The organism is Kitasatospora sp. NPDC094028 (genome assembly GCF_049543595.1).
Taxonomy (GTDB): domain Bacteria; phylum Actinomycetota; class Actinomycetes; order Streptomycetales; family Streptomycetaceae; genus Kitasatospora.
Genome location: NZ_JBMVFA010000045.1, coordinates 26,809 through 49,153, shown reverse-complemented (window position 1 = coordinate 49,153; position 22,345 = coordinate 26,809). Strand labels below are relative to the sequence as shown.

Below are 22,345 nucleotides of genomic sequence, written 5' to 3'. Positions count from 1 at the left end.
TCACACCTGCTCGTTGCTGGATGCGGTGCTCATGGTCATGAGCCGCATGAGGTTTTCCTGGGTGGCGTCGGCGCGGGCGAGTTCGCCGGTGATCCGGCCCTCGGCCATGGTGTAGATCCGGTCGCACAGGCCCAGGAGTTCGGGGAGTTCGGACGAGATGACGAGTACGGCCTTGCCCTGGGCGGCCAGCTCGGCGATGACGGTGTAGATCTCCGCCTTGGCGCCGATGTCGATGCCCCGGGTGGGCTCGTCGAGGATCAGCACCTCCGGCTCGGCGAAGATCCACTTGCTGAGGACGACCTTCTGCTGGTTGCCGCCGCTGAGCGTGCCGGTCCGGGTGAACACCGTCGGGGCCTTGATGTTCATCGTCCGCCGGAACGATTCGGCGACCCTGGCCTCCTCGTGCCGGTCGACCCGGCCGTACCGGGCGACCTTGCCGAGCGCGCTCAGCGAGATGTTCCGGCTGATGTCGTCGATGAGGTTGAGGCCGAGGTGCTTGCGGTCCTCGGTGACGTAGGCGATGCCGTGCCCGATCGCCTCCGGCACCGTCCGGGTGCGGATCTCCCGGCCGTGCAGCCGCACCCGGCCGCCGCTCCAGCGCCCGTACGAGCGGCCGAAGACGCTCATCGCGAGTTCCGTGCGGCCGGCGCCCATCAGCCCGGCGACGCCGACGATCTCGCCGCGCCGCACGTTCAGGCAGGCGCCGTCCACCACGGTGCGCTGCTGGTCGATCGGGTGCCGGACGGTCCAGTCCTCGATCTCGAAGGCGACCTCGCCGAGGTCGGCCGCTCCGTCCGGACGGGGCCGCCGTTCGGGATAGCGGTGCTCCAGGTCCCGGCCGACCATGCCGCGGATGATCCGGTCCTCGGAGATGCCCTCCGGGCCGATCGCGATGGTCTCGATGGTCCGCCCGTCGCGCAGGATGGTGACGGCGTCGGCGACCCGGGCGATCTCGTTCAGCTTGTGCGAGATGATGATGCAGGAGATGCCCTGCGCCTTGAGTTCGAGGATCAGGTCGAGGAGCTTGCGGCTGTCCTCGTCGTTCAGCGCGGCGGTCGGCTCGTCCAGGATGAGCAGCTTGACCTTCTTGGCGAGCGCCTTGGCGATCTCGACCAGCTGCTGCTTGCCCACGCCGAGGTCGGCGACCCTGGTGTGCGGGCTCTCGTCCAGGCCGACCTGGCGCAGCAGGTCGGCGGCGTGGGTCAGCGTGCGGTGCCAGCTGATGATGCCCCGGGTGGCGTGCTCGTTGCCCAGGAAGACGTTCTCGGCGATGGACAGGTAGGGCACCAGCGCCAGTTCCTGGTGGATGATGACGATGCCGCGCTGCTCGCTCGCCCGGATGTCCCTGAACCGGCAGGGCTCGCCTTCGAAGAGGATCTCGCCCTCGTAACCGCCGTGCGGGTAGACGCCGCTGAGCACCTTCATCAGGGTGGACTTGCCGGCGCCGTTCTCGCCGCAGACGGCGTGCACCTCGCCCGTGGCCACGGTCAGGTTGACCTCGGAGAGCGCCTTGACGCCGGGGAACGACTTGCTGATCGACCGCATTTCGAGAACGGGTCCAGCCATGGGTGTGCGTCCGTATCGTTCGGGGCGGTGCGGTGGGGGAAGCCCTCGGGGCGCCCAGGGTCCCGGGCGCCGCACCGCCGGTTCGGCGCGGGGCCCGTCGACCGGGCCCCGCAGGCTACTTGAGCTGGTCCGCGGTGTACTGACCGCTGTCGACCAGGACCTTCCGGTAGTTGTCCTTGTCGACGCTGACCGGCTGGAGCAGCTGCGCCGGAACGACCTTCACGCCGTTGTCGTACTGGGTGGTGTCGTTGACCTCGGGCTTCCCGCCGGTCAGCAGGGCGTCGCCCATCTGGACGGCGGCCTGGGCGAGTTGCCGGGTGTCCTTGTAGACGGTCTGGGTCTGCTCGCCCGCGATGATCGACTTCACCGAGGCCACCTCGCCGTCCTGGCCCGTGACGACGGGCAGCGACTTGGAGGTGCCGTAGCCCACGGCCTTGAGCGAGGAGAGGATGCCGATCGAGATGCCGTCGTACGGCGACAGCACGGCGTCGACGTGGGCGCCGGTGTAGGCCTTGCTCAGCAGGTTGTCCATCCGGGACTGGGCGAGGGCACCGTCCCAGCGCAGCGTGGCGACCTGGTTGAAGTCGGTCTGGCCGCTCTGCACGACCAGCTTCTTCTGGTCGATGTACGGCTTGAGGACGCTCATCGCGCCGTTGAAGAAGAAGGTGGCGTTGTTGTCGTCCGGCGAGCCGGCGAACAGCTCGATGTTGAACGGGCCCTTGCCGTCCTTGAGGCCGAGCTTGTCGGCGATGTAGCTGCCCTGGAGGACGCCGACCTTGTAGTTGTCGAAGGTCGCGTAGTAGTCGACGTTCTGGGTGCCGCGGATCAGCCGGTCGTAGGAGATGACCGGGATGTGCGCGTCGGCGGCCTTCTGCAGCACGTTGGTGAGGGAGGAGCCGTCGATGGCGGCGATCACCAGGAGCTTGGCGCCCTTGGTGATCATGTTCTCCACCTGGGAGACCTGGTTCTCCACCACGTTGTCGCCGTACTGCAGGTCGGTCTTGTACCCCTTGGCCTGGAAGTCCTTGACCATGTTGTTGCCGTCGTTGATCCAGCGCTCGGAGGCCTTGGTCGGCATGGCGATGCCGACGAGCCCACCCTTGGCGTCGCCCTTGGCCGCTCCGTCGCCGACTCCGTTGTCGCTCTGACCGCAGGCCGCCAACGAGAGCGTCAGGCCCACCGCCACGAGGCCAGCTGAAAGCTTCCGCACAGTTCCTCCAGTGATGATGATCCGCGACCGGCGCAGGGCGACCCTGATGGGGCGACTGGGAGCGGTCGAGCGGGGCCGGCCGGAGCGGTCCCTCGCGCTGTGGAGACGTCGGGGCTGCGGTAGCTCTGGCCTGGCGTGCAATGAAGTGTTAACGCTCACAAGGATGGCGTCAAGGGCCCCGCGGATCACCGTTGGGTCGCGGTGCTCCGGAGGTCGGCCCGGTGGCGGCGCGAAGCGCCGGACGGGGGCTGCGCCGTCGCGCCGCGGGTGAACAAGAGGCAACCGGTGGACGAATGGTGAGGTCGCCACAGGTGGGCCGGGGGGGGAGAGGTGCCGGGTTCTGCTTCGAGGGTTGCGGCGGCGGCGTGCCCGTCTCGCGTCGGCGGCCGGGGGCGGGCACGTGCCGGTCCGGGGTCGGCCGGTGGCCGGGGGCGGGCACGTGCCGGTCCGGGGTCGGCCGGTGGCCGGGAACGGGCCGTCGGTCCGGAGGGCTGGGGCGACGGGCTGGACGTACGCCCGGGGCGGCTCCGGGCGGTCCGCCGCTCCGGGCGCAGCTCGGGCACCATCGATGGCCCCGATCGTCGTCGGGCGGTGAAACCCGGCTCCACGGCGCACGGCTATGGGGGCGGGAATTCCGGAGAACGCCAATCGGCGAGGGTGGGGGGAATCGACGGATTCCCCTGGACGCTGCCGAAATCCGGGGAAAGGGGGACCCCTCCGGTCGGCCGCCCGGGGAAGGCGGCTGCCAGCCGTTTCACGCCACGGGGGAGTGCGGGAAACGACCGCCGGGTGACCGGAGGGGCCGGATCGCGGCCCGGGCGGATCATTGATGGCAGGCCGCCCGGGATTGTTCTGGAATGCTCCGAGGTTTCTCCGGCCAGCGCATCCGGTGTTGACGATACCATGCTGACGCCGTGACATGTTATCGCTAACAATGCCACCGCATTACCTGCGGCGGGCCATCCCGGAGCGGGGCTTCGGGTCGCGTCCAAGGGGATCTCCAGCGGCGGGCGCGCGGGCCTGACGGTGACTCGGGTGACTCGACCAGCGGAGCGCCCCCGCTGGAGTCGCCGGGGTGGCGACAACCAGCGGCGGACGATCGGATGGCACCGACGACGGCCCGGCGCCGAGAACCGGCCCCGGCAACCGGCCCTGACCACCGGCCCCGGCCCCGGTCCCGCGCTCCCGCGGGCCGGGGCCGGAACGCGTTCCGTTCCCGACTGCTCACCGGCCGCCGGCCGCCGGTCCCTGCGCGGGCAGTTGGCGGTGATCGCGGCAAGCACCCCCGTGGAGCGGATGTGAGCGGTAACTTGGCGGTATCGGCGCATGTCGACGGCGCGTGGGGCTGGTATGAAGAGAGGCCGCCTGTTGAACCGAGGGTGACGGATCGGCCTGGACCTGGTCGCGTACTGTGGTCCACAACCGAGGATGGGGACTGCGAGTGGGAACCGACAGCGCCGGTGCGGAACAGCGCCAGCCCGTGATGGCGGACGTGGCGAAACTGGCGGGAGTGTCCCACCAGACGGTGTCCCGGGTGCTCAACGGCGCTCCGCATGTCCGGCCCGACACCCGGGACAGGGTGCTGGCGGCCATCCGGGAGCTGGACTACCGGCCCAACTCCGCCGCCCGCGCGCTGGTGACCCGTCGCTCGCAGACCCTCGGGGTCGTCAGCTTCGACTCCACGCTCTACGGTCCCGCCGCGATGCTGGACGGGATCGAGCGGGCCGCGCGCAGCGCCGGGTACTTCGTGAGCGTGACCAGCCTGCGCTCCCTCGACGGCCGTTCGGTCCAGGAGGCCGTCGACCGGCTGCGCGACCAGGGCGTGGAGGGCGTCGTGGTGATCGCGCCGCAGACCTCCGCGGTCAGCGCGGTGGCCCGGCTCTCCAGCTCCGTGCCGGTCGTCGCGGTCGGCTCGGGCGACCAGACCCAGGTGCCCATGGTGTCGGTGGGCAACCGCTACGGTGCCGGTGAGGCCACCGGGTACCTGCTGGACCTGGGCCACCGTACGGTGCACCACCTCGCCGGGCCGGCCAACTGGCTGGAGAGCCAGGACCGGGAGGAGGGGTGGCGGTCGACGCTTCAGGCGGCCGGAGCCCCCGTGCCCGAGGTGGAGCGCGGAGACTGGAGCGCTCGCTCGGGCTACCAGGCGGGGTTGCGGATCGCCGCACTGCGCGACGTCACCGCGGTCTTCTGCGCGAACGATCACATGGCGCTCGGCCTGCTGCGGGCGCTGCACGAGGCCGCCCGGGCGGTCCCAGAGGAGATCAGTGTGGTCGGCTTCGACGACATTCCGGAGGCCGCCTACTTCACCCCGCCGCTGACCACCGTGCGGCAGGACTTCGGCGAACTCGGGCGCAGGGCCCTGGAACTGCTGGTCGAGGAGCTGGAGGGCGTGGCGCACCCGCCCGCCCATGTGCAGATCCCCCCGGAGATGGTGCTGCGGCGCAGCGCGAGCCCGGCCACCCGGCGCTGAGCCGGCCGGCGGTCCCGTCACGGGGCTCCGCCGCCGGGCGCCGAGCCGGCAGCCGCTCCGCGGCGCCCCGATCAGTCCCGAGCAACGCCGAACAGCCCCGAACAGCCCCGAGCAGCCCGGATCACCCCCGTTGCGCGGCCGCGCGGCTGGGCGCCCGTGCGACCCAACCTCCCTTGACACAGTGATTGTTAGCGTTAACAATCACTGTGAGCGTTCACAACGACGCCCTCCCACTCCGCCGGCCGGTCCACCGCCTTTCCCGCTTCCGTGGCCCGGCCGGCGGCCATCCGTTCCGCCCGACCGAGGGTGAGGGCGGAACGAAGTCTGTCGCCGGTGCGGGCCGCCCCTGCCCCGGTCGCGGATCGCACCGGCGACAGGTGATGACGGCGACAGGTGATGACGCAGGCCTCCCGTACGAAGGATGAGGAAGTGACCGTGACTCCTGCCGCCCACGACGCCGACCAGTACGTGATCGGGGTCGACTTCGGAACCCTCTCCGGCCGCGCCGTGGTGGTCCGGGTCCGGGACGGCGAGGAGCTGGGCACCGCCGTCCACGACTACCCGCACGCCGTCATCGAGCGCGAACTTCCGGGCACCGGGCAGGCGTTGCCGCCCGACTGGGCCCTCCAGCACCCGGCGGACTGGCGCGAGGTGCTGCGCACCGCCGTGCCGGCCGCGCTCGCCGCCGCCGGCGTCGACCCCGCCCGCGTCATCGGCATCGCCACCGACTTCACCGCCTGCACCGTCCTGCCGGCGCTCGCCGACGGCACCCCGCTGGCCGAGACGGCGGACTGGGCGTCGCACCCGCACGCCTGGCCCAAGCTCTGGAAGCACCACGCCGCGCAGCCCCAGGCCGACCGGATCAACGCGCTGGCCCACGCCCGCGGCGAGAAGTGGATCTCCCGGTACGGCGGCCGGATCTCCGCCGAGTGGCAGTACGCCAAGGCCCTCCAGGTGCTGGAGGAGGACCGGGCCGTCTACGCCGCCTGCGAACGCTGGATCGAGGCCGCCGACTGGATCGTCTGGCAGCTCACCGGCGCCGAGAGCCGCAACACCTGCACGGCCGGCTACAAGGGCATCCACCAGGACGGCGGTTACCCGAGCGAGGACTACCTCGCCGCGCTCCACCCGGAGTTCGCCGACTTCGCCCGCACCCGCCTGGAACACCCGCTCTCCCCGCTCGGCTCCCGGGCCGGCTCGCTCACCGCGCGGGCCGCGGAGTGGACCGGCCTGCCGGAGGGCATCGCGGTCGCCGCCGGCAACGTCGACGCCCACGTGGCCGCACCCGCCGCCCGGGCCGTCGACGACGGCCGGCTCCTCGCCATCATGGGCACGTCCACCTGCCACGTGCTCAACGGTGCGGCGCTCGCCGACGTCCCCGGCATCTGCGGCGTGGTCGAGGGCGGCATCGTCGCCGGCTCCTACGGCTACGAGGCCGGCCAGAGCGCGGTCGGCGACATCTTCGCCTGGTGGCTGCGCCAGGGCGTGCCCGCCGACTACCTGGCCGAGGCCGAGGCGACCGGCGAGGACCTGCACCGCCTGCTCACCCGCAAGGCCGCCGACCAACCGGTCGGCGCGCACGGACTGGTGGCCCTCGACTGGATGAACGGCAACCGCTCCACCCTGGTCGACCACCACCTGTCCGGCGTGATCGTCGGACTCACCCTGGCCACCCGCCCCGAGGAGATCTACCGCGCCCTGCTGGAGGCCACCGCCTTCGGCACCCGCGTCATCGTCGAGGCCCTGGAGCGGGGCGGCGTCCCCGTCACCGAGTTCATCGTCACCGGCGGCCTCAAGAAGAACGCCCTGCTGATGCAGATCTACGCCGACGTGCTGCGCCGCCCGGTCTCGGTCGCCGAGTCCGAGCAGGGCCCGGCGCTCGGCTCGGCGATCCACGCCGCCGTCGCCGCCGGAGCCCATCCCGACGTCCGGACGGCCTCCGCCGCCATGGGCCGGGTGCGCCGGGACGCCTACCGGCCGGACCGGGCCGCCGCCGACACGTACGACCGGCTGTTCGCCGAATACCGCGCGCTGCACGACCACTTCGGCCTCGGCGCGGACAAGGCCCTGCACCGCCTGCGCGACATCCGCGACGCCGCCCGCACCACCCTCCCCACCCGCACCCCATCGAGCGAGGCTTCGTGAACGCGAACGCGAACGGGAACGCGACCATCGACCTCATCCGCCGCCAGGTCAGCGACCTCCATCAGGAGCTGGTCCGCTACGGCCTGGTGGTCTGGACCGCCGGCAACGTCTCCGCCCGCGTGCCCGGCGAGGACCTCCTGGTCATCAAGCCCAGCGGGGTCTCCTACGACGAGCTCTCGCCCCGGAACATGATCGTCTGTGACCTCGACGGCCACGTCGTCGACGGCGGGCACGCGCCCTCCTCCGACACCGCCGCGCACGCCTACGTCTACCGCCACCTGCCCGAGGTCGGTGGAGTGGTGCACACCCACTCCACCTACGCCTGCGCCTGGGCCGCCCGCGGCGAGGCCGTCCCCTGCGTCCTCACCGCGATGGCCGACGAGTTCGGCGCCGAGATCCCGGTCGGCCCGTTCGCCCTGATCGGCGACGACTCGATCGGCCGCGGCATCGTGGACACCCTCAAGGGCCACCGCTCGCCCGCCGTCCTGATGCAGAACCACGGCGTCTTCACCATCGGCAAGGACGCCAGGTCGGCGGTCAAGGCCGCCGTGATGTGCGAGGACGTGGCCCGCACCGTCCACCTCTCCCGCCAGCTCGGCGCGCCCCTGCCGATCGCCCAGGCGGACATCGACAGTCTCAACTTCCGCTACCAGAACGTCTACGGCCAGCCCCGGGCCCAGTGAGGAGCCACCCCATGACCAAGCCACTCGAAGGCCGCGAGGTCTGGTTCCTGACCGGCAGCCAGGGGCTCTACGGCGAGGAGACACTGCGTCAGGTCGCCGAGCAGTCCCGGCGGATCGCCGCGGCCCTGGACCACGACCCGGCCGTCCCGGTCGAGATCGTCTGGAAGCCCGTCCTCACCGACGCGAGTGCCATCCGCCGGGTCTGCCTGGAGGCGAACTCCGCGGACGACTGCATCGGCCTGATCGCCTGGATGCACACCTTCTCCCCGGCCAAGATGTGGATCGCCGGGCTCGACGCCCTGCAGAAGCCACTGCTCCATCTGCACACCCAGGCCAACGTCGAACTGCCCTGGGGCACCATCGACATGGACTTCATGAACCTGAACCAGGCCGCCCACGGCGACCGCGAGTTCGGCTACATCCAGTCCCGCCTGGGCATCGCGCGCAAGACCGTCGCCGGACACGTTACGGACCCGGCCGTGTCCGCCAGGGTCGCCGCCTGGGCCCGCGCCGCCGCCGGACGCGCCGAGCTGCGCGGCCTCAAGCTCGCCCGCTTCGGCGACAACATGCGCGACGTCGCCGTCACCGAGGGCGACAAGGTCGAGGCCCAGCGCCGCTTCGGCGTCTCCGTCAACACCTACGGCGTCAACGACCTGGTCGCCGCGGTGGACGCGGCCGACGAGGACGGCGTCACCGCGCTGGTCAAGGAGTACGAGGACAGCTACCGCCTGGCGCCCGGACTGCGGACCGGCGGGGAGCGCCACGACTCGCTGCGCTACGCGGCGCGCATCGAGCTGGGCCTGCGCGGCTTCCTGGAACAGCGCGGCTTCAAGGCCTTCACCACCAACTTCGAGGACCTCGGCGGGCTGCGCCAGCTGCCCGGCCTCGCGGTGCAGCGGCTGATGGCCGACGGCTACGGCTTCGGCGGCGAGGGCGACTGGAAGACGGCCACCCTGCTGCGCACCCTCAAGGTGACCGCCGGCGGACTGGCCGGCGGCACCTCCTTCATGGAGGACTACACCTACCACCTGGAGTTCGGCCACGAGCTGATCCTCGGCGCGCACATGCTGGAGGTCTGCCCGAGCATCGCCGCCGGCACCCCCTCCTGCGAGATCCACCCGCTGTCCATCGGCGGGCGGGAGGACCCGGTCCGCCTGGTCTTCGACGCCGAGCCCGGCCCGGCCGTGGTGGTCGGACTCGCGGACCTGGGCGACCGCTTCCGGCTGGTGGCCAACGAGGTGGACGTGGTCGCGCCGCCCGCACGGCTGCCTAACCTGCCCGTCGCCCGGGCCGTCTGGAAGCCGCGTCCGGACCTGCACACCTCCACCGAGGCCTGGCTGACGGCCGGCGGGCCGCACCACACCGTGCTCTCCGGCGCGCTCGGCACCGAGGAACTCGACGACCTGGCCGAGATGCTCGGTGTGGAACTCCTGGTGATCGACGACGACACGTCCGTCCGCCAGTTCACCAGGGAACTGCGGTGGAACCAGGCCTACCACCGCCTGGCCCGGGGGCTGTGAGCCCGGTGTCCCGGGACGTCCTCGCCTCCCCCGGTGACCTGATCGCGGACCAGGAACTCACCGCAGCCCTGCCGGACGGCCGGCGCGTCACCCGATGGACGTTCGGCTCCCCGACCGGGGTGACGGCCGAGGTGCTCAGCCTGGGCGCCCGTCTCCAGGCCCTGCACGTGCCGGACCGCGCCGGCCGGCGGGCCAACGTGGTCCTCGGCGGCGCCGACCCGGCGGACCTGATCGGAGCCGGGGCGTACCTCGGGGCGACCGTCGGCCGCTACGCGAACCGGATCGCCGGGGGCGTGCTGCCCCTCGACGGTGAGACCCACCGGCTGGCCACCCAGCCCACGGGGCACACCCTGCACGGTGGCCCGGACGGCTTCGCCACCCGGATCTGGGACGGCGTGCCGGTCCGGGCGGACCGGCAGGTCGGCGTCCGCTTCCGCCTGCGCAGCCCCGCCGGGGACCAGGGCTTCCCGGGAACGGTCAGCGCCGAGGTGACGTACCTGCTCGATCCGGACGGCGACCTCGCGATCACCTACCAGGCGGCCACGGACGCCCCGACGGTCGTCAACCTCACCAACCACGCCTACTTCAACCTGGCCGGCGAGGGCTGCGGACCGGTGCTCGACCACCTGCTGCGCGTCGAGGCCGGGGGGTACCTCCCGGTGGACCGGGACCTGCTCCCGCTCGGCCGGGCCGAGCCGGTGGCCGGCACCCCGTTCGACCTCCGCCGCGCCCGCAGGATCGGCACCTGCATCAGCGTGGAGCACCCCCAGCTCCGGGCGGCCGGTCACGGGTTCGACCACACCTGGGTGCTCCACGGCAGCGGGTTCCGCCGGGCCGCCGTGCTGAGCCACCCGGCGAGCGGCCGGCAGGTCGAGTGCCTGACCACGGAGCCGGGGCTCCAGGTGTACACCGGGAACCACTTCGACGGTTCGCTGACCGGCACCTCCGGTCGCCGGTACACCGCACACGCGGGCATCGCGCTGGAGACCCAGCACTTCCCGGACTCGCCGAACCGGCCGGACCACCCCTCCACCGTGCTCCGCCCGGGGGAGAAGTACCGGTCGAGGACGGTGTACCGCTTCTCGGCGCAGTAGCGACCGCCGGGAGCGAGCAGGAGGGGTGGTGGGCCCGGCGGGGCCCACCACCCCTCCGCGTTCCGCGTCCTCGGCGGGAGACGAGGACCCGCACGTCCCGGGCGCCGAGGGAGAGCGACCCGCCCCCGCCCACGGACGCCGGCCCCCGGCTCCGTTGTGGGTACGGTCAGCGGGCGCCGAGGAGATGTTCGAGGGCCAGCTGGTCCAGCTGCTCGAAGGCCATGCCGCGCCGGGCGGCGGCGTCCACGTCGAACTCCTCGAAGGCGGAGCGGTCCGCGAGCAGTCCGGTCAGGCCGTCCTCGGCCGTGGGGAGGGCGAGTTCGGGCAGCCGGGCGGCGGCGAGTGCGGCCCCGACCCGCGCGTCGGCCCGGAAGGCGCGGGAACGCTCGGCCAGCAGCAGGTAGTTGCGCATGCAGGCGGCCGCCGAGGCCCAGACGCCGTCGAAGTCCTCGGTGCGCGACGGCTTGAAGTCGAAGTGCCTGGGGCCGTCGTAGCCGGCCGTCTCCAGCAGGTCGACCAGCCAGAAGGCCTGGCGCAGGTCGCCCGCGCCGAAGCGGAGGTCCTGGTCGTACTTGATGCCGGACTGGCCGTTGAGGTCGATGTGGAACAGCTTGCCGTGCCACAGGGCCTGGGCGATGCCGTGCGGGAAGTTGAGCCCGGCCATCTGCTCGTGGCCGACCTCGGGGTTGAGGCCGACCCGGTCGGGGCGCTCCAGCGCGTTGATGAACGCCAGGGCGTGGCCGACGGTGGGCAGCAGGATGTCGCCGCGCGGCTCGTTGGGCTTGGGCTCGATCGCGAACCGCAGGTCGTAGCCCTGCTGTTCGACGTACTCGCCCAGCAGGTCGAAGGCCTCCTTGAGCCGGTCGAGCGCGGTGCGCACGTCCTTGGCCGCGCCGGACTCGGCGCCCTCGCGCCCGCCCCAGGCGACGTAGACCGAGGCGCCGAGCTCGGCCGCGAGGTCGATGTTGCGGATCGTCTTGCGCAGCGCGTAGCGCCGGACGTCGCGGTCGTTGGCGGTGAACGCGCCGTCCTTGAAGACCGGGTGGGTGAACAGGTTGGTGGTCGCCATCGGGACCTTCAGGCCGGCGGTGTCCAGCGCGGCGCGGAAGCGCTTGACGGTCTGTTCGCGGGTGGCCTCGTCCGCCCCGAAGGGGATCAGGTCGTCGTCGTGGAAGGTGACGCCGTAGGCGCCGAGCCCGGCCAGTCGCCGCACGGTCTCGACCGGGTCGAGGGCGGGGCGGGTCGCGTCGCCGAAGGGGTCGCGGCCCTGCCATCCGACGGTCCACAGACCGAAGGTGAACTTGTCCGCCGGGGTGGGGGTGAGGCTGTCGCTGGACATGGAGCGGCTCCGGAATCACGGCCGAAAGGGTGTTTGTCAGGGCTCTCAACAAATTAGTATGCCGGAACGTCAGAAGGAACCCCACCGGAGGAACGCATGGCTGAGCAGCGCGTCGTGATCGGCTTCGACAGCTCCACCCAGTCCACCAAGGCGCTCGCCGTCGACCTCGACACCGGCGCCGTCCTGGGCCACGGCCGCGCCCCGCACGCCGTCAGCACGGGCGCCGGCCGGGAGAGCGACCCCGAGCAGTGGTGGGACGCGCTCGGGCAGGCCGCGGCCGGCACCGGCTGGGCGGACCGCGCGGCCGCCGTCGCGGTCGCCGGCCAGCAGCACGGACTGGTCGCCCTCGACGCGGCCGGAGCGCCGGTCCGCCCGGCGCTGCTCTGGAACGACGTCCGATCGGCCCCCCAGGCCGCCGAGTTGAGGGCCGCGATCGGCGCCGCGGAACTCGCCCGCCGCACCGGCAGCGTGCCCACCGCCGCCTTCACCGCCCCCAAGTGGGCCTGGCTGCGCACCCACGAGCCCGCCGCCGCCGACCGGGTCGCGGCCGTCCGCCTGCCCCACGACTTCCTCACCGAGCGGCTGACCGGGGCGGCGGTCACCGACCGGGGCGACGCCTCGGGAACCGGCTGGTGGGGCCCGGACGGCTACGACCGGGACGTCCTCGACCGGATCGGCCTCGACCCGGGCCTGCTGCCGGAGGTCCTGCCCCCGGGCGCCCGGGCCGGCGTCGTCCGCCCCGGGACACCGCTGCGCGCAGGCACGCCGGTGGCCACCGGCACCGGCGACAACATGGCCGCCGCCCTCGGCCTCGGCCTGCTCCCCGGACAGCCGGTGCTCAGCCTCGGCACCTCCGGCACCGTCTACGCCGTCGGCCGGCGCAGGCCCGCCGACCCGAGCGGCACCGTCGCGGGCTTCGCCGACTCCCTCGGCGGCTGGCTGCCCCTGGCCTGCACGCTCAACTGCACCCTCGCCGTCGACCGCTTCGCCGCCCTGCTCGGCCGCGGCCGCGAGGAGGTCGAGGAGGGCGGCACCGCGGTCGTCCTGCCCTACCTGGACGGCGAGCGGACGCCGGACCTCCCGGCAGCCTCCGGCCTGGTCCACGGGCTGCGCCACGACACCACCCCTGGCCAGGTGCTGCAGGCCGCCTACGACGGCGCCGCCCACGCCCTGCTCGCCGCCCTGGACGGGGTGCTGCGCGAGGGCGGCGCGGACCCGGCGGGCGACGAACCGCTGCTGCTGATCGGCGGCGGCGCCCGCGGGCCGGCCTGGCAGCGGACCGTGCTGCGGCTCTCGGGCCGCGCCGTCCAGGTGCCGCAGGCCCGGGAACTGGTCGCGCTCGGCGCCGCCGCCCAGGCCGCCGCGCTGCTCACCGGCGAGCCCGCCGACGCCGTCGCCCGCCGGTGGCGGACGGCGCGGGGCCCGGTGCTGGCCCCGGTGCGGCGGGACGACGACGCGCTCGAACTGATCGGCGATACCCTGCGTCGGGCCGGGGCCTTGCAGGGCGCCCCGGCCCACGACCGGTAGGAGGGGCACGTGACACTGGTGGGCAGGGCGGACGGGCCGGCGGCGAGCGGACCGGCGTCGCAGCAGGACATGCGGCGGCAGAACCTCGCGGTCGTCCTCGGCGCGGTGCGCGTGCACAGCCCGCTCTCCCGCGCGGACGTCGCCGGACACGTCGGGCTGACCAGGGCGGCGGTCTCCTCCCTGGTCGACGAGCTGATCGGCCGCGGCGCGCTGACCGAGGCGGCGGCCACGGCCAGCGGCCGGCCCGGCCGGCCCGGGCGGGCGCTGGCCGTCAGCGAGCAGGGCCCGGCGGGCCTCGGCCTGGAGGTCGGCGTCACCCACCTCGGCGCGTGCGTGGTCGACCTGCGCGGCGAGCCGCGGGTGTGGCGCCGGGTGGAACGGACCAACGCGGGCCGGCCCGCCGGGCAGGTGCTGGCGGAGGTCGCCGCGCTGGCCGCCGAGGCGCAGGCCGAGGCCACCGCCCTCGGACTGCGGATCGAGGGCCGCGTCCTGGCCGTGCCCGGGGTGGTGCCGAACGGGCCCGGCGTACTGGTCGAGCGCGCGCCCAACCTCGGCTGGCACGGCGTCCGGCTCGCCGACCACTGGCCCGACCCGGACACCGTGCCCGAACCGGAGAACGAGGCCAACCTCGGGGCGCTGGCCGAGTACTGGGGCGTCGAGCCGGCCGTGGAGACCTTCGTCCACGTGTCCGCCGGGACCGGCATCGGCGCCGCCCTGGTCATCGGCGGGCGGCTGTTCCGGGGCGCCCGCGGCTTCGCCGGCGAACTCGGCCACATCCCCATCCAGCCGGACGGCGTCGCCTGCGCCTGCGGCGCCCGTGGCTGCCTGGAGCAGTACGCGGGCGAGGCCGCCGTGCTGCGCGAGGCCGGCCTCACGCGGCACGGCGGCGCGGACGGGGCCGGACCGGCCCCGGCGGGCGACCCGGTCGCCCTGCTGGCCGAGCGGGCGGCCGCCGGGCACGCGCCCACCCTGGCGGCACTGGACCGCGCCGGGCGGGCCCTGGGCCTCGCCCTCGCCTCCGCCGTGGAACTCATCGACCCGGACGGGCTGGTCCTCGGCGGCGCCTACGCCGAGCTCGCCGACTGGCTGCTCCCGTCCGTGCGCGCCGAGTTGGCCGCCCGGGTCACCGTACGGCCGTGGGCCCCGGAGGCGCTGCGCCCGTCCGCGCTGGGGCGGCGCGGGCCGCTGCTGGGCGCGGCGCTGACGACGGTCCGCCGGATCATGGCGGATCCGACCCTGCTGCCCGTCGGCTGACCCGGGGCCGGACCCTGCGGCCGACCGGCCGGCGGGCGGGGGCCCGACCCGCGGAACGGGAGTCCGGCCGCTGCCGTGCAGCCCGGGTGCGGCCCCCGCCACGCGCGCTCCCGGCAACGAAGGCACGGGCCGTCACGGCACGATGACCAGCTTTCCGCGGGTGTGGCCGGTGCGGCTGGCGTCGAAGGCCTCGCCCGTCCGTTCCAGGGGGAAGGTCCGGGCGACCTCCACGGTGAGCGCGCCGCGGTCCACCGCCTCCGCCAGTTCGGCGAGCTTGGCGCCGTCCGGGCGGACCCAGAGCCAGTGGCCGCCGTGCTTCTCCACGGTCGGATCGGCGACGGACACGTGCCGGCCGCCGTCCGCGAGCACGGCCAGCGTCGTCTCCAGCTGGCCCCCGACGAAGTCCGCGACGGCCGACACGCCGCCGGGTGCCAGCGCGCGCACCCGCTCGGTCAGCCCGTCCCCGTAGCTCACCGGTTCGGCGCCCAGCTCGCGGACGAAGGCGTGGTTGCGCTCCGAGGCGGTGCCGATCACCCGGGCCCCGCGGTCGCGGCCGAGCTGGACGGCGAGGCTGCCGACGCCCCCGGCGGCGCCGTGCACCAGCAGCACGTCGTCCGGCCCGACGGCGAGCCGGTCCAGGCTGCGCAGCGCGGTCAGGCCGGCCAGCGGCAGGCCGCCGGCCTGGGCCCAGTCGAGCGCGGCGGGCTTGCGCGCCACCGCGGGTGCGGCGACCGCGACGTACTGGGCGAAGGTGCCGGCCTGCACCACGTCCTTGCGGGCGTACGCCATCACCTCGTCCCCGGGGGCGAACTCGGGCGTGTCGGGGCCGGTGCGGGTGACCACGCCGGCCACGTCCCAGCCGGGGACGACGGGGAAGACCGTGTCCATCATGCCGTCCAGACCGCCCGCCATGACCTTCCAGTCGACCGGGTTGACGGAGGCCGCCCGGACCTGGATCAGCACCTGGCCGGGGCCCACCTTCGGGTCGGGCACCTCGCCGTACGTGAGCCGGGAGTTGTCCGGGGCGTACGAGTCGTAGGTCACCGCGCGCATGGACCGGCCTCCTGGAGTTCGGGCTGTCTGTCGTCTCGCGCCCGCGACGTGCCGGCGGGCGCCGTCGGCCACGCTATGCCGAGGGCCGGCTCCCGGCACCCGAGCAGAGCCGTCGGAGGGGCGGGACGGGCGGCCGTCCTCACCCTCCGATGGTCTGCAGGGACCCCCACAGCGCGAGCACGGCCGCCACCAGGGCGGCGGGTACGACGAGCAGTCCGAGCCGGGTGAACTCGCCCAGGCCGACGTCGGTGTCGTGCTCCCGGACGATGCGCCGCCACAGCAGGGTGGCGAGGGACCCGGCGTAGGTGAGGTTGGGGCCGATGTTCACCCCGAGCAGCACCGCGAGCACCGCACCCGCCCCGGCCGGGGCGGCCAGCGGCAGCAGCACGAGGGTCGCGGGCAGGTTGTTGATGACGTTGGCCAGTACCGCCGCCAGCGCCGCGATGCCGAGCAGCGCGGCCAGGCCGGTGCCGTGCGGGACGAGGTGCCCGAGCGCGGAGGCCAGTCCGTTGTCGACCACGGCCCGCACCACGACGCCGAGCGCCAGCACGAAGGCCAGGAACGGCACGGCGGCGGAGCGGACGATCGCGGACGGGGTGGTGCGCCGCCGGGCCAGCGCGCGGACGGCGAGGACGAGGGCGCCGGCCAGGGCGGCCCACGCGGGATCGATCCCGACCACGGAGGTGAGGATGAATCCGCCCAGCGTGCCGGCCACGGTGACGAGGGCGAACAGCGGCATCCGCGGCGGCGTCGGGTCGACCGGCCCGGGTGCGCCCGCGTCCAGGTCGGCGGCGAAGAACCGGCGCAGCACGAGGTATTCGACGGCGATGGCCGCCAGCCACGGCAGCGCCATCAGTGCGGCGAACCGGGTGAAGCTCAGCCCGCTGGCGGCGAACGCCAGCAGATTGGTCAGGTTGGAGACCGGCAGAAGCAGCGAGGCGGTGTTCGACAGGTGGGTGCAGGCGTAGAGGTGCGGCTTGGGCCGGGCGCCGAGACGCGCGGCGGTGGCGAAGACCACCGGGGTGAGCAGCACCACGGTGGCGTCCAGGCTGAGCACCGCCGTGATCACCGAGGCCACAACGAACACCTGCGCCAGGAGCCGCCGCGGCCGCCCGGCGGCGGTGCGGGCCATCCAGGCCCCGCAGGCGTGGAAGAGGCCCTCGTCGTCGCAGAGTTGGGCGAGTACGAGCACGGCTGCCAGGAAGCCGACCACCGGTCCGAGGCGCTGTGCCTCGGCCAGGGCGTCCGACGGTGCGATCGCGCCGACGCCGACCACCAGCCCGGCCGCCGGCACGGCGACCACGGCCTCCGGCCAGCCCCACGGGCGTACCACCGCGCAGAGCAGGACCAGCGCCAGCAGGACGACCGACAGCGCTTCCGCGAACGAGGTACTCAGGATCCACTCCTTGCAGACGATGGCGGCATCACACCGGGCAGCACCCCCGAAGAGCCGGAAACGCGAGGTCACGGCATGCGGGTGCGGCCCAACAGTACGCGCTGTGCGCGCGGCGGACGCGCACCGCTCCGGACCGTGGGGGATCGCGGAGTCCACCGTCTGTTAACGTTCACACCCCGGAACGCCTCCGGCTGGGACGCGTCGACGACCGGGAGCCGGCCGGCTACAGGCCGGCCAGGTGGGCGCGGTAGCCGGCGCCGAAGGCCGTCGGCGTGCCGTCGTAGGAGCTGATCAGGGCCGGGCCGCTGCCGCAGTCCCAGGTGTTCCAGGCCCAGGCGAGGTAGGAGACGCCGTGCCGGTCCAGCCAGGGCAGCAGGGCGTCCAGGTAGCCGTGCGCGCAGTCGTTCTCGCCCGACTCCCCGGTCACGACCGGCACTTGGGCGGCTACCGGGGCGACCTGGGCGTCCCAGCAGGAGGCGGTGCCGCAGGCGTTGAAGTTGTACGAGTGCCAGGACGCGGCCAGGTTGTGCAGGGGATCGGCCGGCCGGTACGCGGCCCACTGGGTGAGGTCGTTGGCGTACTCCAGGCCGCCCAGCATCAGGACGTTGTCCGCGCCGGTGGAACGCACCGCGTCGACCATCGCCTGCATGCCGGCGACCTGGAAGCCGATTCCGGGGCAGCTGCCGCCGTCCCGCCAGCAGGCCCAGCCGCTGGCCTCGCCGCCGGTGGCGCGTGACGGGTAGGGCTCGTTGAACAGGTCGAGGACGGTCGCGTCGTCGCCCTTGAAGGTCTGCGCCACCGAGGTCCAGAACGGGATGGCGCCGGCGGCGTCCGGCATGGGCTTCTGGCAGGTGGCGTTGGCGTCCGGGCAGCCGGCGGACGGTCCGGTGTACGCGCCGTCCGTCCAGTGCAGGTCCAGGACGGCCACCAGGCCGTTCCGGTGCAGCAGGTCGACGTAGCCGCGCACCGCGCCGATGTAGGCCGAACCGGCGTAGGCGGGGTCGACGTTCGAATGGCCGAGCCAGCAGTCCTCGTTCAGCGGCACGCGGACGGCGTTGATGTGCCAGGACGTCATCGCGGTGACGGAGGCCTGGTCGGCCGGGCCGTCGAAGATGCCGTGGCCCTGGACGCACATGAACTCGGCCCCGGAACGGTTGACCCCGTGGAGGGTGATCGGGGTGCCGTCGGGCTTCGCCAGGGTGTTGCCCGCGACGTGCACGGCCGGGGCGGGGCCGCTCGGCGGCGACGGAGGGGGAGTCGTGGTGGGGGGCGCGGTGGGCGTGGGGCTCGGGGGCGGGCTCGACGGCGGTCCGCAGGGGGTGCCGTTGACGGTGAAGGCGGTGGGGGCGGCGTTGGGGCCGCTGTAGGAGAAGTTGGCGCTGGTGGTGTAGGAGGCGCCGGGGTCGATGGTGGGGGCGTAGCCGGGGTTGGTGACGGTGACTGTTCGTCCGCTCTGGCTCCAGGTGCCGTTCCAGCCGTTCTGGAGGGTCTGGTCGCCGCTGTAGGCGTAGCCGAGGGTCCAGCCGTTGACGGCGGTGGTGCCGGTGTCGGTGAGGGTGAGGTTGGCGGTGAAGCCGCCGCCCCAGTCGTTGACGGCGTACTTCACGCCACAGGAAAGGCCGGCGGTGGGGGCCGCGGCGGCGGTGAGCGGGAGCACCGCCAGGGCGGCGCACGCGGCGGTGGCGGCCGCCAGCCCGGCGGTGCGGGCGGATGCGGTACGGGCGGAGGTACGGGCGGATGCGGTGCGGGCGGATCCGGCGCGGCGAGGGGCGGTGCGCGCAGGGACGGTACGGGGCATGCCGAGCTCCTCGGAGGTGGGGCCGGGGCCGCGGGCGCGGCCCCGGCGGGGGGTGGAGGTCAGCTCGCGGTGCAGGTCAGGGACGGAGCGGTGTCGCCACCCGAGTAGGCGGCCTGGAAGCCGAAGCTGGTGGTGGCGTTCGGCGCGAGCGCGCTGTTGTAGGCCTGGCCGGCGGCCGTCACCGTGCTGCCGCTCTGGGCGACGGTGGCGTTCCAGCTGTTGGTGATCTGCTGGTTGCCGCCCCAACTCCAGGTGACCGTCCAGGACTTGGTGGGCGTGGTGCCGGTGTTGGTGACGGTGACGGCGGCCGTGAAGCCGCTGCCCCAGTCGTTGCCGACCGCGTAGCCGGCGGAGCAGCCGCTGCTGCCGCCGCCGCCCGAGGCCGCCGTGGTGGCGGTCACCGCGGTGGAGGCGGGGGAGACCTTCCCGGCCGCGTCCTGCGCCGTGACGGTGTACTGGTAGGCGGTGGCGGGGGAGAGTCCGGAGTCGGTGTAACCGGTGCCGGTCGTGGTCGCGACCCTGGTCCCGTTCCGGTACACCGAGTAGCCGGTCACGCCGGCCGGGTCGGTGGACGCCGTCCAGCTGAGCGACACGCTGCCGCTGGTGGTACCGGTGACGGTCAGTCCGGTCGGCGCGGTCGGACCGGTGCCGCCGCCGGGGGTGCCGAACGCCGGGTACGCGTTCTGCACCAGCTGCCGGAACTGGGCGGGGTGCCACTGTCCGGCCGGGATGTTGTCACCGGGCATGGAGTCGGTGGGGTAGGTGTTGCCGTTGCCGTCGGTCTGGGTGCCGTTCGGGTCGCAGTGCGGGTCCCCGTGGGGGTGGGAGGCGCTCGGGTAGTCGCCGTCCGACTCGCCCGGCGGCTTGACCCAGAGGAACGCGATGATCGGGTTGCCCGCGCCGTACGGCTGGGCCTGCGGACGGGCGCCGATGCCGGTGCCGATGATGTTGCACCAGTCGCCGCGGAAGGGCTTCCGGTCGACCTTGTTGGCCGCGACGTACGCGTTCACCGTGGTGGGGGCGGAGTCGAGCGCGGTGGGTCGGGCGGGGCCGCCCCAGCCGTTGCGCGAGGTGTCGACCAGCATGCCGATGCTGCTCGGGAACCCGTTGGAGACCAGGGTGGCGTACATCGCGGTGTCGTAGTGGTACTCGTCGAACGCGGGGTTGTACTGGTAGAAGTCGGCCGACTTGAGGGGCTGCCCGCCGACGTTGAGGTCGGGGTCGGTGAGGAACGGCTCGCCGAGCGGCGTGGTGTTGGCGGTGTCGCTGATGAAGCCGTCGACGCTGGCGAACCCGGCCGTCGTGGCCTGGGCGACCTTGGCGTACTCCCGGCCCGCCGGCACCATGTTGGTGGACCAGCCGAGCCAGCCCGCGTGACCGATGTCGAGGTAGTCGTACACGTTGGGGATGGCGTGGAGCTTGTTGAGTGCGTACTCGATGCCCGCCTCGTAGTACGGGGTGGCGGTGGCGCAGGTCGGCTTGGACTGGTTGGTCACGGCGTTGGGCAGTGAGTCCGGCTCGATGACGGCCGCGATCCTGACACCGGCGTACTTCGGATCTGCCAGCACGGCCGCGATCGGGTCCACGTACTGCGTCTCGTAGGTGGTCAACCCGGCTGCTGTGGCGGGGAGTTCACCGTTGGAGGCGATCGCGGCGCAGTCCCGTCCCGGCAGGTCGTAGACGACGACCGGGAAGACGATCGGCGTGCTTCCCTGCTGCTGGGCGAGGGCCTGGTCGAGGTGGGACCGGAGGCTGAGATGGGTGGAGTCACCGGTGATCGCGCCGATGTGGTCCATCCAGACGGCGGTGGGGTTGGCGGCGACCTGGGATTCCAGCGCCCCCAGGGCGCCGCCGTCGGCGCCGGCCTGGGAGTTGACCTTGGCCGTGAAGTCCGGGTTGAGGTAGCTGGTCGCGCCGACGAACGGGTTGGCGACGTGGACGGCGGCGGCTTGCGCGGGGGCGGCTTGTGCCGGGGTGGCTTGCGCGGGGGTGGCGGCGCCGATGCTCGGCAGCAGGCCGGCGACGCCGAGCACCATGGCGGCCGCTGCTGTGCGCAGGCGGCGCAGGGCGGGTTGGGGCACGTCCGGGTCCTTTCGGAAGGGTGGTTCCTGGCGGATCTCGGAATCGAGTGGGAGCGCTCCCGCGGCGAGGCGAGGCGATCCCCTCCTCATCAAGCCAGCGCTCTCGAATCGTCGTCAATGGTCGCGGGAGCGCTCCCGCACGACCGTGAAACTTACCTGCCCCCGCCGGGCCGACACATGGGATGGATCGGCCCGGCGGGGGCACCCTCGGGCGATCACGAGCTGTGCCGGTGCCGCCGAACTGGCAGGTGGTGTACGGGAGTCGACGAAGGTGAATCATCGGGTCTCCTCCAGGACACGGGATCTCCCGCCAGGTTGACGCTGTGTCACCGGCCGACAAGGCCATCGCCCGCATCCGGCAGCTGATCCGGGACGGCGAGCTGCCCCCGGCTCCAAGCTGCCCCCCCCCCGAGCAGCAGCTCGCGGCCGAGCTGGGCCTGTCCCGGAACCTGAGGCGCGAGGCGGTCAAGACACTCGTCGTCGCCCGGGTCCTGGAGATCCGGCGGGGCGACGGCACCGGCGGGAGCCTCACCGCCCTCGCCGCCCTCCTGACCGACGAGGCGGGCAACCTGGCCGCCACCACCGTCCCCGGCGACGGGCGGCGCCTTCGGGCCCGCTTTCCCGCGGGCAGCCGGCGCCGGCTCTCCTACCCGGCGCCGGACGTCGGCCACTGACCACCGGCCGGTGGCGTCACCGGTGGTGGCGCGGCGGGGGCGGCAGGGTGTCGGCCCCCGGTGCGGGTTCCGGCCAGACCAGCAGCACGGGGCAGGGAGCGTGGTCGACGACGAAGCGGGTGGCGGGGCCGAGGCTGTGGGGCCCGAGGCGGGTGCGGTCGCCGTCGCGGGCGAGGACGAGCAACTCGGCCCCGTCGGCCGCCGCGACGACCTCGCGTTCGGTGCGGCCGGTGCGCTCCAGGCGGGTGCAGGGCCGGCCGAGACGGTCGGCGGCGGCGTCCAGGAGGTGCTGGCCGGAGGCGGTGGCCAGGACCTCCACCCGGTCGCCGGGGTCGCGCTCGCGGTGGCCGCGTCCGAGCAGGCCGGCGAAGGCCCCGTGCGCGAGGCCGGCGACGTCCTGTCCGCTGATGTGCAGCAGCACGAGCTCCGCGCCCTGCGGCGCGTGGGCGCGGGCGGCGTCGACACAGGCGGGCCAGGTGCCTTCGGTGATCCAGACGACGACGGTCACGGTGTCAGCCTCCAGTGACGTGCG

General features: G+C 73.6%; 15 protein-coding genes and 1 pseudogene. 8 read left to right on the top strand and 8 right to left on the bottom strand.

All coding sequences use genetic code 11. The annotated features are described in order from the left end of the window. Positions 1-1,566 carry a multiple monosaccharide ABC transporter ATP-binding protein gene (mmsA, locus tag ACPC54_RS38085; RefSeq protein WP_498971610.1) on the bottom strand — a complete coding sequence of 522 codons (1,566 nt, stop codon included), beginning with the start codon at positions 1,564-1,566 and terminating at the stop codon, positions 1-3. 115 nt (positions 1,567-1,681) lie between these two features. After that, positions 1,682-2,776 carry a multiple monosaccharide ABC transporter substrate-binding protein gene (chvE, locus tag ACPC54_RS38080; RefSeq protein ID WP_498971608.1) on the bottom strand — a complete coding sequence of 365 codons (1,095 nt, stop codon included), beginning with the start codon at positions 2,774-2,776 and terminating at the stop codon, positions 1,682-1,684. A gap of 1,441 nt (positions 2,777-4,217) precedes the next feature. Here chvE and ACPC54_RS38075 point away from each other — a divergent pair. The 5 genes from ACPC54_RS38075 (at position 4,218) to ACPC54_RS38055 (ending at position 10,691) form a co-directional block, all read left to right on the top strand. Beyond that, positions 4,218-5,249, top strand: coding sequence for a LacI family DNA-binding transcriptional regulator (locus tag ACPC54_RS38075; protein ID WP_498971606.1), 1,032 nt, complete (start codon positions 4,218-4,220; stop codon positions 5,247-5,249). Between the two features lie 429 nt (positions 5,250-5,678). Continuing rightward, a complete protein-coding gene (locus ACPC54_RS38070) occupies positions 5,679-7,394 on the top strand; it encodes a ribulokinase (protein WP_498971604.1) in 1,716 nt (571 codons plus the stop codon). After that, on the top strand, positions 7,391-8,077 hold the full coding sequence (locus ACPC54_RS38065; RefSeq protein WP_498971602.1) for an L-ribulose-5-phosphate 4-epimerase: 687 nt from the start codon (positions 7,391-7,393) through the stop codon (positions 8,075-8,077). Before ACPC54_RS38070 ends, ACPC54_RS38065 begins: the two co-directional genes overlap by 4 nt. Positions 8,078-8,088: 11 nt before the next feature. After that, positions 8,089-9,597, top strand: a complete 1,509-nt coding sequence (gene araA, locus ACPC54_RS38060) for an L-arabinose isomerase (protein ID WP_498971600.1) — start codon at positions 8,089-8,091, stop codon at positions 9,595-9,597. A 38-nt stretch (positions 9,598-9,635) separates the two neighbouring features. Then, the gene (locus tag ACPC54_RS38055) at positions 9,636-10,691 is read left to right on the top strand and encodes an aldose epimerase family protein (protein WP_498971636.1); all 1,056 of its coding nucleotides are present in this window, start codon (positions 9,636-9,638) and stop codon (positions 10,689-10,691) included. Between the two features lie 166 nt (positions 10,692-10,857). Here ACPC54_RS38055 and xylA read toward each other — a convergent pair whose 3' ends face one another. Next, positions 10,858-12,030 carry a xylose isomerase gene (gene xylA / locus ACPC54_RS38050; protein ID WP_498971598.1) on the bottom strand — a complete coding sequence of 391 codons (1,173 nt, stop codon included), beginning with the start codon at positions 12,028-12,030 and terminating at the stop codon, positions 10,858-10,860. 96 nt (positions 12,031-12,126) lie between these two features. Between xylA and xylB the strand changes: the two genes are divergently transcribed. Next, a complete protein-coding gene (gene xylB, locus ACPC54_RS38045; RefSeq protein WP_498971596.1) occupies positions 12,127-13,557 on the top strand; it encodes a xylulokinase in 1,431 nt (476 codons plus the stop codon). 69 nt (positions 13,558-13,626) lie between these two features. After that, positions 13,627-14,811 carry an ROK family transcriptional regulator gene (locus ACPC54_RS38040; RefSeq protein ID WP_498971634.1) on the top strand — a complete coding sequence of 395 codons (1,185 nt, stop codon included), beginning with the start codon at positions 13,627-13,629 and terminating at the stop codon, positions 14,809-14,811. Positions 14,812-14,943: 132 nt separating this feature from the next. Here the strand turns inward: ACPC54_RS38040 and ACPC54_RS38035 are convergent, their stop codons facing one another. The 4 genes from ACPC54_RS38035 to ACPC54_RS38020 form a co-directional block, all read right to left on the bottom strand. Further along, positions 14,944-15,864, bottom strand: coding sequence for an NADP-dependent oxidoreductase (locus tag ACPC54_RS38035; RefSeq protein WP_498971594.1), 921 nt, complete (start codon positions 15,862-15,864; stop codon positions 14,944-14,946). A gap of 139 nt (positions 15,865-16,003) precedes the next feature. Next, positions 16,004-17,260 carry an SLC13 family permease gene (locus ACPC54_RS38030; protein ID WP_498971632.1) on the bottom strand — a complete coding sequence of 419 codons (1,257 nt, stop codon included), beginning with the start codon at positions 17,258-17,260 and terminating at the stop codon, positions 16,004-16,006. Between the two features lie 223 nt (positions 17,261-17,483). Next, on the bottom strand, positions 17,484-19,058 hold the full coding sequence (locus ACPC54_RS38025) for a cellulase family glycosylhydrolase (RefSeq protein ID WP_498971592.1): 1,575 nt from the start codon (positions 19,056-19,058) through the stop codon (positions 17,484-17,486). 59 nt (positions 19,059-19,117) lie between these two features. Then, positions 19,118-21,139, bottom strand: a complete 2,022-nt coding sequence (locus ACPC54_RS38020; RefSeq protein ID WP_498971590.1) for a glycoside hydrolase family 6 protein — start codon at positions 21,137-21,139, stop codon at positions 19,118-19,120. Positions 21,140-21,462: 323 nt separating this feature from the next. On the opposite strand from ACPC54_RS38020, the pseudogene ACPC54_RS38015 reads away from it, so the two are divergent. Beyond that, positions 21,463-21,664 (top strand): annotated as a pseudogene (locus tag ACPC54_RS38015) (GntR family transcriptional regulator); the annotation flags it as partial. 165 nt (positions 21,665-21,829) lie between these two features. Here ACPC54_RS38015 and ACPC54_RS38010 read toward each other — a convergent pair. Beyond that, positions 21,830-22,321, bottom strand: coding sequence for a universal stress protein (locus tag ACPC54_RS38010; protein WP_498971588.1), 492 nt, complete (start codon positions 22,319-22,321; stop codon positions 21,830-21,832). Positions 22,322-22,345: the final 24 nt, after the last annotated feature.